Below are 15,539 nucleotides of genomic sequence, written 5' to 3'. Positions count from 1 at the left end.
GTTCCTGAGCCTATCCGCCCACAGAGGCGCGTTCGTCCGGTGGTTCCCCGGGGACTCCGTCCGGCGCGACCGCCGGCTCCTCGGTGAGCAGCCGTTCCAGCGCGGCACGGTCCGGAAGGCCCTCCGGTCGTACGACCTCGCCGTCGCGGACGTAGAGGAACGCGGCCGTCACGGATTCCAGGGGCACTCCCTGCCGTTCGGCCCAGCCCAGGCGGTACAGCGCGAGCTGGAGGGGGTCGGCCGTGCGGCCGTGACCGGTCTTCCAGTCGACGATCTCGTACGTCGTCGCCTCGCCGTCGCCGTTCCTGTAGACGGCGTCGATCCGGCCGCGGACGACCCGGCCGGCGATCGCGAGCTGGAAGGGCACCTCGACGCGGTACGGGGTGCGGTGCGCGTAGGGGGTGCGTTCGAAGGCGTCCTTCAGGGTCTGCAGGTCCTGCTCGTCGGCGATCTCCGCCTCGCCGCCGGGCAGGTCGTCGGGGTCCAGCATCGGCAGCCGCAGCTCCTCGAAGCGGGACTCCACCCAGGCGTGGAAGCGCGTGCCCCGGCGCGCGGCGGGCTGCGGGGGGCGCGGCATGGGGCGTGCGAGTTCCTGTGCGAAGCCGTCGGGGTCGGCGGCCATGCGCAGCAGCTGGGAGGCGGTGAGCGAGGCCGGCAGGGGCACATGGGTGACGGTCTCGCGGGCGCGCAGGAGTTCTCCGGTCAGCGCGTCCAGGTCGCGGTCCCAGGAGGCGAGCGTGCGGGCCTCCTCGGGGGTGAGGCGCTCGCTCACGGCCTCCCGGGGGTGCGGGAGGAGCACGGGCGGCCGGTCCTGGTGCGGCACCGTCGGACGTGCGCTCCCGCGGCCGGCCGGGCCGTCCCCCGGTCGTTCCGTGGCCCAGGAGTCCCAGTCCGAGCCGTCGTCCTCGGGCAGGCCGCCGTCCGCGGGGCCGTCCCCCGGGAAGCGGTCCTCGGGGAAGGGGTCGTCGGGGAGGTCCCCCTCGAAGAACTCGTCCTCGAAGAATTCGTCCTCGGGGAAGCCGTCCTCGTCGTGGGGCGGGATGTCGTCCTCCGCCGGAGACGGCCACTCCGGATCGTCGTACGACCCGGGGCCGGGGCCGGAGGCGGCCGGGTACGGGTGGGCGCCGGAGCCCGGGTGGACCTCGTCGTGCGACGCGACCCGCTCCAGGTGGGCGAGCACGGTCTCCGCCGCCGCGCGGCGCCGCGCGAGGGCCGTGTCGTCGAGCGGGAGCGGCCAGGCGTGGTCGGCGGCCGCCTCGTGCAGGGCCGGGTTCTCCTCGCCCTCTGCCGGTCCGTCCGCCCAGACCTCGATCTCGCCGTGTCCGGCCGCGCAGTGGTCGTGGAGGGCCTGCAGGAAGTCCGAGGGGCCGCGCGGCCGCTTCTGGGAGGGCCCCCACCAGTGGCCGGAGCCGAGCAGGAGCGAGCGGGGCCGGGTGAACGTGACGTAGCCGAGGCGCAGTTCCTCGGTGTGCTGGTGGGCCTTCATGGCCTCGTGGAAGGACTTGAGGCCCTTGGCGTCCCAGGTGTCGACGTCGGGCAGCGTGTCGGCGTCGCCACGCAGCCGGTGGGGCAGGACTTTGCCCTGGGCGGTCCACTTCTCGCGGCCCTGGCCGCTGGGGAACGTGCCCTCGACGAGGCCGGGGACGGCCACGACGTCCCACTCCAGGCCCTTGGACTTGTGCGCGGTGAGCACCTTGACGGTGTTCTCGCCGCCGGGCAGGGCGTTGTCCAGGCCCTTCTCGTACCGCGCGGCGGTGCGCAGGAAGCCGAGGAAGGCCAGCAGGCTCGCCTCGCCGTCGCCGGACGCGAAGGACGCGGCGATGTCCAGGAAGTTGGACAGGGTCTCGCGGCGGCGGGCGGCCAGGGCGTGCGGGGACGCGGAGAGCTCGACCTCGAGACCGGTGACGGCGAGGACCCGGTGCAGGACGTCCATCAGCGGGTCGGCGAGCGAGCGGCGCAGGTCGCGCAGTTCGGCGGCGAGCCGCGCGAAGCGCACGCGCGCGTCCGGCGAGAAGGGCAGCCCGTCGTCGTCCCCCGCGGCCTCGACGGGCGTCTCCAGGAACGTGTCGAGGGCGTCGGCGAGCGATGTCACCTCGGCCGGGTCGACCCCCTCGACGGCCGCGGCGAGCCTGCGGTCCGGATCGTCGTCGGCCCGCGCGTGGGCGTGGGACACGAGCAGACGGGCGCGGCGCCCGAGGAGGGCGAGGTCGCGCGGGCCGATCCGCCAGCGCGGACCGGTGAGCAGCCGGACCAGGGAGGCGTTCGCCCCCGGGTCCTGGAGGACCTCGCAGACGGCCACGAGGTCGGCCACCTCGGGCAGGTGCAGCAGCCCGGAGAGGCCCACCACCTCGACGGGGATGTCACGGGCGACGAGCGCGCCCTGGATCTCGGCGAAGTCGGCGGCGGTGCGGCACAGGACCGCGATCTCGGCGGGCGCCTTCCCGGTGCGGACGAGATGGGCGATCGAGTCGGCGAGCCAGCCGATCTCCTCGGCGTGGGTGCGCAGCAGCGCGCAGCGCACGACGCCGTCCCGCTCGGCCCCGGGGGCGGGCCGCAGGGCCTCCACGCCCGCGTGCATGGCGCGCAGCGGCTCCGCGAGACCGTTGGCGAGGTCGAGGAGGCGGCCGCCGCTGCGGCGGTTCTCGCTGAGCGACTGGCGGGTGGCGGACCGGCCGTCGGGGCGCGCGAAGTGCTCGGGGAAGTCGTCGAGGTTGGCCACGGAGGCGCCGCGCCAGCCGTAGATCGCCTGGCAGGGGTCCCCGACCGCGGTCACGGGGTGTCCCGTGCCGCCGCCGAACAGTCCGGCGAGCAGGACGCGTTGGGCCACCGACGTGTCCTGGTACTCGTCCAGCAGGACCACCCGGAACTCGTCCCGCAGGATCTCTCCGACCTCGGGGCGGGTGCGGGCCAGGGTGGCCGAGAGGGCGATCTGGTCGCCGAAGTCGAGGAGGTCGCGCTCCCGCTTCGCCGCCCGGTAGCGGCCCACCAGCTCGGCGAGTTCGCGCCGGGCCGCGGCGGCCTCGGGGACCTTGCGCAGGTCCGCGTTGGTGAGCCGGGCGCCCTCCAGGGCGCGCAGCAGCTCGGCGTCGTGGGCGCGCAGGTCCTCCGCCGCCACGAGGTGTTCGGCGAGCTCGGAGTCGAGGGCCAGGAGGTCGCTCACCAGGTCCGGGAAGGACCGGGTCAGCGCCGGGTACGGACCCGGCGCCTCGCGCAGCACGCGCGCGGCGAGCTGGTAGCGGGTGGCGTCGGCGAGGAGCCGGGAGGTCGGTTCGAGCCCGATGCGCAGGCCGTGGTCGGTCAGCAGACGGCCCGCGAAGGCGTGGTACGTGGAGATGACCGGCTCGCCCGGCGGGTTGTCGGGGTCGATGACGTCCGGGTCGGTGACTCCCGCCTTGACGAGCGCCTTGCGGACCCGCTCGGCGAGTTCGCCCGCGGCCTTGTTGGTGAACGTCAGGCCGAGGACCTGCTCGGGGGCGACCTGCCCGGTGCCCACCAGCCACACCACGCGGGCCGCCATCACCGTGGTCTTGCCGGAACCCGCTCCGGCCACGATCACCTGCGGGGCCGGTTCCGCGGTGATGCAGTCCGTCTGTTCCGGGGTGAACGGGATGCCGAGGAGCTCCTTGAGCTGTTCGGGGTCGGTGATGCGGGCGGGCATGCGCAGAGGTTAGCGGCGTCCACCGACAGCGATGCCCACATCGCCGCCCAGGACGAAATAACCGCAGGTCAACCCATATGGTGCTCTACGTCACTCGACCACTTGCCGGCCCTCCGGCCGGGCACTGCAGGACGCCTGGAAGGAGCAGTGCGTGCAGTGCTGTCCCGTCGTCGGCGAGAACCGCTCGTCGAGGACCTTGCCGGCGGCGTTCGCCAGCAGGTCGCCGACCCAGTCGCCCTCCAACGGCTCCTGCGCCTGCACCTTGGGAAGGGTCTCGCCGCCGTTCTTCTTGGCGGCGCCCTGGCGGAGCTGGACGAGCTCGGCACCGCCCGCTCCGGGGCGGGCGCCGTCGAAGGCGTCGTCGACCGCTCCCTCGCCGACGGCGAGCTGGTAGACGGCGAGCTGCGGGTGGTGCCTCACCTCGTCGGCGCTCGGCGCGTTCTTGCCGGTCTTGAAGTCGACCACGTAGGCGCGCCCTTCGGTGTCCGCCTCGACGCGGTCCATGGAGCCGCGGATGCGCACCTCGTAGGAGCCCGCTTCGAGGGTCACGTCGAAGTCGTGCTCGCTGGCCACCGGCGTGCGGCCGGTGCGGTCCATGACGTGCCACTTCAGGAAGCGTTCGAGCGCCACGCGCGCGTGCTCCTTCTCCTGCGCGGACTTCCAGGGCGCGTCGAAGGCGAGCGCGTTCCACACGGAGTCGAGGCGCTCCATGAGGACGTCCAGGTCCGCGGGGGTGCGTCCGGACGCGACCTCGTCGGCGAGGACGTGCACCACGTTGCCGAAGCCCTGGGCCGCCGTCGCGGGCGCGTCGGCCTTCACCTCCCGCCCGAGGAACCACTGCAGGGCGCAGGTGTTGGCGAGTTGGTCGAGCGCGCTGCCGGAGAGCACGACGGGCTGGTCGCGGTCGCGCAGCGGGACCTTGCTCTCCGTCGGCTCGTACATGCCCCACCAGCGGTAGGGGTGCGCGGAGGGGACGAGCGGGCGGCCGTCCTCGTCGGCGAGCGCGGCGAGCCGGGCGAGACGGCGGGCGGCGGCCTGCCTGAGGTTCTCCGAGACGCGCGGGTCGACCGTGGTGGCGCGCAGCTCGGCGACCAGCGGGGCGACGGCCAGCGGACGGCGCGGACGGCCGGTCACGTCCTTGGGTTCGACACCGAGCTCGGTGAGGAAGCGGGAGGGCTGGTCGCCGTCGTCGGCCGGCGCCTTCACCGCCGTCACGACGAGCCGTTCACGCGCGCGGGTGGCGGCCACGTAGAACAGCCGGCGTTCCTCGGAGAGGAGTGCCCCGGGGGTGAGGGGTTCGGCGAGTCCGTCCCGCCCGATGCGGTCGGCCTCCAGCAGGGAGCCGCGGCGGCGCAGATCCGGCCACAGGCCTTCCTGGACGCCCGCGACGACGACGAGACGCCACTCCAGTCCCTTGGAGCGGTGCGCCGTCATCAGGCGTACGGCTTCGGGGCGCACGGCCCTGCGGGTGAGCGTGTCGGCCGCGATGTCCTCGGCGTCGATCTCCTCCAGGAAGTTCAGGGCGCCACGGCCTCCGGTGCGCTCCTCCGCCCGCCCGGCGGTCGCGAACAGCGCGCACACGGCGTCGAGGTCCCGGTCGGCGTTGCGGCCGGCCGCGCCGCCGCGCCGGGCGGCCCGTTCCAGGCGCTGGGGCCAGGGCGTGCCGTCCCACAGGTCCCAGAGGGCCTCCTCGGCCGTTCCCCCGCCCGCGAGACGCTCACGCGCCTTGCGCAGCAGCGCGCCGAGGCGCTGGGCCCCCCGGGCGTACGCGGGATCGTGCGCGACGAGCCGCTCCGGCTCGGCCAGCGCGCGGGCGAGCAGGACGTCGGACGGCGGCGGTACGAGGTTCCCGCCGGCGCGCTCCTCCTCCCGCAGGGCACGCCCGAGGCGCCGCAGGTCCGCGGCGTCCATGCTCGCGAGGGGCGAGGCGAGGAGGGTGAGCGCGGTCTCGGTGTCGAGCCAGGACACGACGTGGGCGCCGGTGGCGTCCACGTACGGTTCGGGGCCGGCGGACGGATCGGTCTCGGCACGCCTGTCGGTGTCGGTGTCGGTGTCGGTGTCGGTGTCGGTGTCCGAGGCTGCCCCGGCATCCGGCTCTGCGGGGGTTCGCGGGTCGGTGACGGTTCGCGGGTCGGTGGCGGCACCGGGCGTCCCGTCCGCACCGGACATCTCTTCCGCCCCGGGCACCCCGTTCGCACCGGACGTCCCGTCCGCGCCGGGCACCCCGTTCGCGCCCGACTCCGACTCCGCGCGGGCCACCGCCCGCAGCGCCGTCAGCAGCGGCGCGACCGCGGGTTCGTGCCGCAGCGGCAGATCGTCGCCGTCGATGTCGAGGGGGACGCCCGCCGAGGTGAGCGCCCGCCGGATCGTGGGGATCGTCCGGGAACCGGCGCGCACCAGGACGGCCATCTCCCCCCAGGGAACCCCGTCTTCCAGGTGGGCGCGGCGCAGGATGTCCGCGATGTTGTCGAGCTCCGTGCCGGCCGTCGGGTACGTGTAGACCTCGACCTGCCCCCCGTCCCGTACCGGGGACAGCTCGCGGTGGGCGCGCACCTTCTGCGCCGGCAGGCGGGTCAGCGGCATGCGCAGGGTGAGCCGGCGGGTGGCTTCCAGCAGACGGGCGCCCGAGCGGCGGGACGTCCCGAGGACCTCGACCGGAGCCGGGCGGCCGTCCGTGCGCGGGAAGGCCTCGGGGAAGTCCAGGATGCCGTTCACGTCGGCGCCGCGGAAGGCGTAGATCGACTGGTCGGGATCGCCGAAGGCGACGAGGGTGCGCCCGCCGCCGGCGAGGCCGCGCAGCAGCCGCACCTGCGCGGGGTCGGTGTCCTGGTACTCGTCCACGTAGACGGCGTCGTACCGGAGCGCGAGCCGTTCGGCGACCTCGGGACGGCGGACGAGGAGCACCGCGCGGTGGACCAGTTCCGCGTAGTCGAGGACTCCTTGCATGTCGAGGACGTCGAGGTACTCGGCGAGGAAGGCGGCCGCCGCGCCCCAGTCCGGGCGGCCGATGCGGCGCGCGAAGGCCTCCAGGGCATCGGGACCGAGACCGAGTTCCCGGCTGCGTGCGAGGACCGCGCGGACCTCGTCCGCGAAGCCGCGCGTGGTCAGACAGGCGCGCAGTTCGTCCGGCCAGCGCACATGGGCGAGGCCCAGCCGGTCCAGGTCCGGCTGCCCCGCGAGCAGCTCGCGCACGGCCACGTCCTGCTCGGGGCCGGACAGCAGCCGCAGGGGCTCCGCGAACAGATCGCTGTCCTGGTGGGCCCGGATCAGGGCGTAGCAGAAGGAGTGGAAGGTGGTGGCCCGGGGCGCGCGGGCGGTCCCTATGCGCAGCGCCATGCGGTCGCGGAGCTCGACGGCCGCCTTGCGGCTGAACGTGAGCACCAGGATCCGTTCCGGGTCGCCGCCGCGTTCGATCCGGGCGGTCACGGACTCGACGAGCGTGGTCGTCTTGCCCGTACCGGGTCCCGCGAGCACGAGCAGCGGTCCGCCCCCGTGGTCAACCACCGCGCGCTGTCCCGCGTCAAGACGAGGGGGATCCACCCGGGCCGGCGCGGTGCGCACCAGCCGGTACGCACCGCGGGCCCCCTGGCGCACGGACGGGTGCGTCAGGCGTCTGGGGGAGGAAGTGGAGCTCACGTGGTTCGCCGGTCCTGGTGGTCGTACTGGTGGGCGGACCGCCGCGTGGAGGGCGGCGACCGCGGGGTGCGGGGGGCGCGTGCCGACGACGCTACGCCGGTGCGGTCCACGGAAGGAGGACTTCCGATTCTTCCCTCATGTCCCGTGCGTCCCGCGCGTCCTGTGCGCCTCGCGCCCTACGAACGTACGGCATGTCACGGATGTGCCTCGTTTCGCTCGTACGGGGCCCGTTTTCCCCTTCGGGCCCGTGAATGCCGGAAGCTGTCAGGTGTGACCTTCCGCGCGTTCGCCGCCGTCCCATCGGGCCCGTCTCATGTCGACGCGCGGCAGATGTCCCGCAGAGGCCCGGCTCGCCTCCTTCAGGGGCGTTCCCTCGGCGCGGTAGTGGGCGAGCGCGTCCAGTTCGTGGCCGGGCAGCAGCACGCCGTCGGCGCGCATGACGCGCCACCACGGAACCGCTCCGCCGTAGAGGGCCAGCACCCGGCCCACCTGGCGCGGTCCGCCTTCCTCCAGCCATTCGGCGATGTCGCCGTACGTCATGACGCGGCCGGGCGGGATCAGCTCGGCGACGTCGAGGACCCGCTCCGCGTACTCCGGCAGGGCGTCCGCCGGAAGGCTCTCCTCGCTCATCCGCCCCATCCTGCCGCACCCCACCGACAACGTGACGCGGCGGCGACCGTGCGCGTTCCCTCCCGCGGAGTGACGTTCGCAGCAGATCGCGTGCCCCTCATTTGCACCCTGATGCCCCCGTGTGTCGGTCTGGCATGCCACCATCGTGCGGGCGGTGACTGGTGATACGAGATCAAGAAGAGTCCATGAGGCAGCAGGGCGTGCACCCCGAAGACGCGGAGGGCACCTCCGCCGCCTCGTCGTACCCGGACACCGACGGCGTCGACGAGAAGGACACCGGCGTCGAGGCGGACGAGTCCTCCTCCGCGACGAGCGGGACCGGCTCCGGCGAGGCGGCGGACTCCTCCCCTGAGGCCCCCGCGAGCCCGTCCCGGCCCCACGGGGACGAGAAGCGGCGGGCCGAGCGGGGCGCCGACTGCGTGGACGAGGTCCATGCCGACGAGGTCGAGGGCGACGAACCGCTGCTCCCCGCGCGCGTGCACCGCCCCTCCGACCTGATGCGGCTCCTGGTGGGCGTCCTCGCGATCGTGGTGCTGCTCGGCATCGCCGCGTTCGCGCACGGCACCACCTCGGGGCTCGAACAGGACATCAACAAGGGCACCGGACAGGCACCCGATCTGCTGATCAGGATCGCGGGGCTGGCGTCCAGCATCGCGATCCTCCTGGTGCCGGTCGCCTTCGCCGTCGAGCGGCTGGTCAAACGGGACGGGCTGCGCATCGCCGACGGCGTCCTCGCCGCGGTCCTCGCGCACGGGGTGACCCTCGCCACGGACCTCTGGGTCGCGAAGGGCGCCCCCGGTTCCATCCAGGAGGCGCTCACCCAGCCCTCGCCGGGTGACGTCCACGCCCTCACCGACCCGGTGCACGGCTATCTCGCACCGGTCATCGCGTACATGACGGCCGTCGGCATGTCCCGCAGACCGCGCTGGCGCGGGGTGCTCTGGGTCGTACTGCTCCTCGACGCCTTCTCCATGCTGGTGACCGGCTACACGACCCCGTTCTCGATCATCCTGACGGTGCTGATCGGCTGGACCGTCGCCTACGGGACGCTGTACGCGGTCGGTTCGCCGAACGTGCGGCCGACCGGGCGGACGCTGATGGCGGGCCTCCGGCACGTCGGCTTCCACCCGGTCAGCGCGGCCCGCGAGGAGACGCCGGAGACCACGGAGAGCGGCGACCGCGGCCGGCGCTACTTCGTCACCCTGGAGGACGGCCCGCCGCTGGACGTCACGGTCGTCGACCGCGAGCAGCAGGCGCAGGGCTTCTTCTACCGCGCCTGGCGCCGTCTGACGCTGCGCGGGATCACCACGCGCCGCAGTCTCCAGTCGCTGCGCCAGGCCCTGGAGCAGGAAGCCCTCCTCGCGTACGCGGCCATCGCGGCCGGGGCCAACGCGCCCAAGCTGATCGCGACCTCCGAGCTGGGCCCGGACGCCGTGATGCTCGTCTACGAGCACACCGGCGCGCACACCCTCGACTCGCTGCCCGACGAACTGATCACCGAGGAACTGCTCCGCGACACCTGGCACCAGGTGCAGGCGCTGCAGTCCCGGCGCATCGCGCACCGCAGGCTCGCGGGCGACGCGATTCTGGTGGATCGTTCCGGCACGGTGATCCTCACGGATCTGCGCGGCGGCGAGATCGCGGCGGGCGATCTGCTGCTGCGCATGGACATCGCCCAGCTGGTGACCACCCTCGGGCTGCGCGTGGGCGCCGAGCGCGCGGTGGCGTCGGCGGTGGGCGTGCTCGGCCCGGACGCCGTCGCGGACTGCCTTCCCATGCTCCAGCCGATCGCGCTGACGCGCTCCACGCGCGCGACGCTGCGCAGACTCGCCCGGGAGCGCGCGCAGCGCGAACGCGAGGCGGTGCTGGAGGCCTCGCGGCAGGCCAAGCTCGCCCGCGCCGCCGAAGCGGCCGAGGACGGCGCGCAGGCGGCGCAGCCCGTGTCGGAGAAGGCCGGGAAGAAAGCCGTGCGCGCCGAGCAGCGCGCCGAGAAGCGGGCGATCGACGAGGCCCTGGACGAGGCGCGCGAGGAGGATCTGCTCACCCAGATCCGCCATCAGGTACTGCTGATCAGGCCGCAGGCACCGGTGGAACCGGCCCGTCTGGAGCGGGTCAGACCCCGCACGCTGATCAGTTTCATCGCCGGGGCGATCGGCGCGTACTTCCTGCTCACGCAGCTCACCCACATCGAGTTCGGCACCCTCTTCGACAACGCCTCGTGGGGCTGGGTCGCGGCGGCCGCGCTGTTCTCCGCCCTGAGCTACTTCGCGGCGGCGATGAGCCTCCTCGGCTTCGTGCCCGAACGGGTGCCGTTCCTGCGGACCACGGCGGCACAGGTCGCCGGTTCGTTCGTGAAGATCGTGGCGCCCGCCGCGGTCGGCGGCGTCGCCCTCAACACGCGCTTCCTCCAGCGGGCCGGGGTGCGGCCGGGACTCGCGGTGGCGAGTGTCGGCGCGTCGCAGCTGTTCGGGCTCGGCTGTCACATCCTGATGCTGCTGTCCTTCGGCTATCTGACCGGTACGGAGAAGACGCCGTCCCTGTCCCCGTCCCGTACGGTCATCGCGGGTCTGCTGACGGTCGCGGTGTTCATCCTCGTCGTGACGTCGGTACCGCTGCTGCGCAAGTTCGTCTCCACGCGCGTGAGGTCGCTGTTCGCGGGTGTCGTACCGCGCATGCTGGACGTCCTGCAGCGGCCGCAGAAGCTCGTCACCGGCATCGGAGGCATGCTGCTGCTGACGGCCTGCTTCGTGATGTGCCTGGACGCGTCGATCCGCGCGTTCGGCCACGGCGAGACGAGCACGCTCAGCCTCGCCAGTGTCGCCGTCGTCTTCCTCGCCGGCAACGCGCTGGGCTCGGCGGCCCCGACCCCGGGCGGCGTGGGTGCGGTCGAGGCGACCCTCACCGTCGGCCTGATCGCCGTCGGCCTGCCCAAGGAGGTCGCGGCGCCCGCGGTGCTGCTGTACCGGCTGCTGACCCTGTGGATCCCGGTGCTGCCCGGATGGCTGTTCTTCAACCACCTGACACGCAAGGGCGCGCTCTAGGGCCCGGCGCGTCCTCACCCACACGGCTCGTGCCCCGAGCGCCCCTCCTCGGGCGCCCGCAGGATGGGGAACATGCCGAACCCGTCCCGGTCGCGCGCCGCCGCCCTGGCCGTCGCCGCCGTCCTGCTGACCTCGTGGGTGTCCGGCTGCGGCGGCGACTCCGAGGACGAGGACCTGACGGCGCAGAAGCTGGACTGGAAGGAGTGCCCGGCACCGTCCGAGGCCCAGGGCGGCGGCAGTGCCCCCTCGCCCCTGCCGGGCGGCACGCAGTGGCAGTGCGCCACGTTGAAGGTGCCCCTCGACTGGTCCGATCCCAAGGGCGACACGATCGGGCTCGCGCTGATCCGGGCGAGGGCGAGCGGCGCCCCCGACAGGCGCATCGGCTCGCTCGTCTTCAACTTCGGCGGCCCCGGCGGCTCGGGCGTCGCCTCGCTGCCCGCCTTCGGACAGGACTACGCCGCCCTGCGCACCCGCTACGACCTGGTGAGCTTCGACCCGCGCGGCGTCGGCCGCAGCGCGGGGGTGAAGTGCGAGAACGACCAGCAGCTCGACAGGTTCTTCCAGCAGGACGCCACTCCGGACGACGCCGCCGAACAACAGGAACTCCTGCGGAACACCAGGACGTTCAACGCCGCGTGCGAGAAGAACTCCGGCAGGGTTCTCCCCCATGTGCGCACCACGGACGCCGCTCGCGACATGGATCTGATGAGGCAGGTGCTCGGTGACGACAAGCTGCACTACTTCGGCATCTCGTACGGCACCGAACTGGGCGGCGTCTACGCCCACTTGTTCCCGAAGAACGTGGGACGGGCCGTCTTCGACGGGGTCGTCGACCCGACGCAGAACGTGGAGCAGGGCTCGCTCGGCCAGGCCAGGGGCTTCCAGCTCGCACTGGACAACTTCGCCGAGGACTGCGTCGCGAAGGCCGAGGGCTGTCCCATCGGCGACAGTCCGCAGGACGTCAAGGACCGCATCGCCGGCCTGCTGAAGGACCTCGACAGCAAGCCGATCCCCGGCGTCTTCCCACGCCGGCTCACCCAGACCGCCGCGACCAGCGGCATCGCGCAGTCGCTGTACTCCAAGGACTTCTGGGAGTACCTGACGGAGGGACTCGAGCAGGCCTACGACGGCGACGGCAAGGTGCTGATGCTGCTGTCGGACTCGATGAACGGACGCAGCGAGAACGGCCAGTACAGCAACATCACCCCGGCGAACATCTCCATCAACTGCGCCGACGACAAGCCGCGCTACACCGCGGACCAGGTGAGGTCGAAACTTCCCGAGTTCCGGGCCGCCTCGCCGCTGTTCGGCGACTATCTGGCCTGGGGCCTGGTCAGCTGCACCGACTGGGCGGTGCCGGGAGCCGCCGAGCACCCGGACGTCAGCGCCCCCGGCGCGGCACCGATCCTCGTGGTCGGCAACACCGGCGACCCCGCCACACCGTACGAAGGTGCCCGGGCGATGGTGAACGCGCTCGGCAAGGGCGTCGGGGTCGAGCTGACGTACAAGGGCCAGGGGCACGGGGCGTACGACAGCGGGAACAAGTGCGTGCAGGGCGCGGTGAACGGCTATCTGCTGCAGGGCACCGTACCGTCGACCGGCACTGTCTGCTCCTAGAGAACCGCAGGTCAGAGCGTTATCCACAGGCCTCGGCAGGGGTCGGCGGCCGACGCCTACCATTGCTTGCGTGTGATCCGCGGATTCGGGCGGACCACGGGCGAGGGGGGACACCCATGACACGTTTCGCACGGTGGACGGCCGCGGCCGCCGCCACGCTGCTGCTGACCGGCTGCGGCGGAGGCACCCCGGCCGACGGCGGGGACGAGGGCAAGAACGGCGACAAGGCGCCGACCGCCACAGGGCCCTCCGGCGGGTCGCCGGGGCTGCCCGCCTCGCTCACCTCGCAGAAGCTCGACTGGGGCCGCTGCAAAGGCACTTCGGACTCCCCCGCGCCCGGGAGCGGCTGGCAGTGCTCGACGCTCAAGGCGCCGCTGGACTACGCGAAGCCGAACGGCGAGACGATCGGCCTGGCGCTCATCCGCTCCAGGGCGACCGCCGGCCAGGACAAGCGCATCGGCTCGCTCCTCTTCAACTTCGGCGGCCCCGGCGGCTCGGGCGTCTCCACGATGCCGTTGTACGAGAGCGTTGTCGGCCCGCTCCACCAGCGCTACGACCTGGTGAGCTGGGACCCGCGCGGGGTGGCCGCCAGCGAAGGCGTCCGGTGCCGCGGGGACAAGGCCGTCCAGGCCGCCGAGTCGGTGGACGCCACACCGGACGACACGGCCGAGGAAGCGGCGTACTTCAAGGACGCGTCGGACTTCGGAAAGGGCTGCGCGAAGGCCGCCGGAAAGCTGCTGTCCCACGTCTCGACGACGGACACGGCCCGCGACATGGACCTGATGCGCCAGGTCCTCGGCGACCGCCGGATGCACTACTTCGGCATCTCCTACGGCACGGAACTGGGCGGTGTGTACGCCCACTTGTTCCCGAAGAACGTGGGGCGCCTGGTGCTGGACGCGGTCGTCGACCCGAGCGCCGACACCGTGGGGCACGCCAAGAACCAGACGCTGGGCTTCCAGCGCGCGCTGGACGACTACCTCAAGTCCACCGGGCAGGACCCGAAGCAGGGCTCCCGGAAGATCGCGGACCTGCTGAAGCGGATCGACGCGAAGCCGTTGCCCGCCACCGGCGGGCGTGAGCTCGGCCAGACACTCGCCCTCACCGGCATCGTGCTGCCGCTCTACAGCAAGGAGGGCTGGCCACGCCTGACCGAGGCCCTGAAGGACGCCGAGAACGGGGACGGTTCGGCCCTGCTGGCGCTCGCCGACGCCTACAACGATCGTGACGCCTCGGGGCACTACGGCACGACGACCCACTCCCAACGGGTCATATCGTGCCTGGACGACAAGCAGCGGCCGACCCCCGAGGAGACCAGGAAGCGGCTGCCCGAGTTCGAGAGGATCTCGCCCGTCTTCGGGGACTTCATGGGCTGGGACACGGCGGGCTGGTGCCACGACTGGCCGGTGGCCGGCCAGTTCGACCATCCCGAGGTCAGCGCGCCGGGAGCCGCCCCCGTGCTGGTCGTCGGCAACACCGGGGACCCGGCGACACCCTACGAGGGCGCGCGCAGGATGGCGGACGGGCTCGGCAAGGGCATCGGGGTGGAGCTCACCTGGAAGGGCGAGGGCCACGGTGCCTACGGGAGCGGCAGCGACTGTGTCGACTCGACCGTGAACAGCTATCTGCTGGACGGGGCGGTGCCGAAGGACGGCAAGGTCTGTTCATGACGGTGGCGGGGGTCTCGCGGACACCGGGTCCGCGAGACCCCCGCCACCGGAAGAGCGGGACGGTCCGCCGGTCAGTACACCGGCTTCTCGGGCTCGATCTGGTTGACCCAGCCGATCACGCCGCCGCCGACGTGCACCGCGTCGGAGAAACCGGCGGACTTCAGGACGGCGAGGACTTCCGCACTGCGGACACCCGTCTTGCAGTGCAGGACGATCTTCTTGTCCTGCGGCAGGTTCTCCAGGGCGGCACCCATGAGGAACTCGTTCTTCGGGATCAGCCGGGCACCGGGGATCGAGACGATCTCGTACTCGTTGACCTCGCGGACATCGATGATGTCGATGTTCTCACCGTCGTCGATCCACTCCTTGAGCTGCTTGGGAGTGATCGTCGAGCCGGCGGCCGCCTCCTGCGCCTCCTCGGACACGACGCCGCAGAAGGCCTCGTAGTCGATGAGCTCGGTGACGGTGGGGTTCTCGCCGCAGACCGCGCAGTTCGGGTCCTTGCGGACCTTGACCTGGCGGTACTGCATCTCCAGGGCGTCGTAGATCATCAGGCGGCCGACCAGCGGCTCGCCGATGCCCGCGAGGAGCTTGATCGCCTCGTTGACCTGGATGGAGCCGATGGACGCGCACAGCACGCCGAGGACACCGCCCTCGGCGCAGGAGGGGACCATGCCCGGCGGCGGGGGCTCCGGGTAGAGGCAGCGGTAGCAGGGCCCGTGCTCGGACCAGAAGACGGAGGCCTGGCCGTCGAAGCGGTAGATCGAACCCCACACGTAGGGCTTGTTGAGCAGCACGCAGGCGTCGTTGACCAGGTAGCGGGTCGCGAAGTTGTCGGTGCCGTCGACGATCAGGTCGTACTGGCTGAAGATGTCCATCACGTTCTCGGCCTCGAGCCGCTCTTCGTGAAGGACCACGTTCACGTACGGGTTGATGCCCAGCACGGAATCACGCGCGGACGCGGCCTTGGAGCGGCCGATGTCCGCCTGGCTGTGGATGATCTGACGCTGCAGGTTCGACTCGTCGACCTCGTCGAACTCCACGATGCCGAGCGTGCCGACGCCCGCCGCGGCCAGATACATCAGAGCCGGCGATCCGAGGCCGCCAGCGCCCACACAGAGCACCTTGGCGTTCTTCAGCCGCTTCTGCCCGTCCATGCCCACATCGGGGATGATCAGGTGGCGGGAGTACCTGCGGACCTCGTCTACGGTGAGCTCAGAGGCTGGCTCGACCAGGGGTGGCAGCGACACGGGGACTCCGTTGGTCGGTCTATCACTACGGTTGTTC

General features: G+C 72.5%; 7 protein-coding genes. 3 read left to right on the top strand and 4 right to left on the bottom strand.

Features of this window, described 5'->3' with window-relative positions; translation table 11 throughout:
• Window positions 1-10 precede the first annotated feature (10 nt).
• The 3 genes from ACICHK_RS26195 to ACICHK_RS26185 all read right to left on the bottom strand — a co-directional run bounded on the left by ACICHK_RS26195 (window position 11) and on the right by ACICHK_RS26185 (window position 7,924).
• On the bottom strand, window positions 11-3,658 hold the full coding sequence (locus ACICHK_RS26195) for a UvrD-helicase domain-containing protein (protein WP_406838796.1): 3,648 nt from the start codon (window positions 3,656-3,658) through the stop codon (window positions 11-13).
• Between the two features lie 90 nt (window positions 3,659-3,748).
• Complete coding sequence (locus ACICHK_RS26190) at window positions 3,749-7,294, bottom strand: ATP-dependent helicase (protein ID WP_406838795.1); 3,546 nt, start codon at window positions 7,292-7,294, stop codon at window positions 3,749-3,751.
• A 264-nt stretch (window positions 7,295-7,558) separates the two neighbouring features.
• On the bottom strand, window positions 7,559-7,924 hold the full coding sequence (locus ACICHK_RS26185) for an MGMT family protein (RefSeq protein WP_162683959.1): 366 nt from the start codon (window positions 7,922-7,924) through the stop codon (window positions 7,559-7,561).
• Between the two features lie 185 nt (window positions 7,925-8,109).
• Here ACICHK_RS26185 and ACICHK_RS26180 point away from each other — a divergent pair, with 185 nt between their 5' ends.
• The 3 genes from ACICHK_RS26180 (at window position 8,110) to ACICHK_RS26170 (ending at window position 14,252) form a co-directional block, all read left to right on the top strand.
• Complete coding sequence (locus ACICHK_RS26180) at window positions 8,110-10,965, top strand: lysylphosphatidylglycerol synthase domain-containing protein (RefSeq protein WP_406838794.1); 2,856 nt, start codon at window positions 8,110-8,112, stop codon at window positions 10,963-10,965.
• A 72-nt stretch (window positions 10,966-11,037) separates the two neighbouring features.
• Entirely contained in the window at window positions 11,038-12,582 is a 1,545-nt protein-coding gene (locus ACICHK_RS26175) for an alpha/beta hydrolase (RefSeq protein WP_406838793.1), read from the top strand.
• A gap of 116 nt (window positions 12,583-12,698) precedes the next feature.
• Window positions 12,699-14,252, top strand: a complete 1,554-nt coding sequence (locus ACICHK_RS26170) for an alpha/beta hydrolase (protein ID WP_406838792.1) — start codon at window positions 12,699-12,701, stop codon at window positions 14,250-14,252.
• A gap of 71 nt (window positions 14,253-14,323) precedes the next feature.
• On the opposite strand, the gene moeZ is transcribed toward ACICHK_RS26170, so the two are convergent.
• On the bottom strand, window positions 14,324-15,502 hold the full coding sequence (moeZ, locus tag ACICHK_RS26165) for an adenylyltransferase/sulfurtransferase MoeZ (RefSeq protein ID WP_406838791.1): 1,179 nt from the start codon (window positions 15,500-15,502) through the stop codon (window positions 14,324-14,326).
• Window positions 15,503-15,539 lie beyond the last annotated feature (37 nt).

The organism is Streptomyces sp. AHU1 (assembly GCF_045343905.1).
GTDB lineage: Bacteria > Actinomycetota > Actinomycetes > Streptomycetales > Streptomycetaceae > Streptomyces > Streptomyces triticiradicis.
This window is presented reverse-complemented; position numbering and strand designations above follow the sequence as displayed.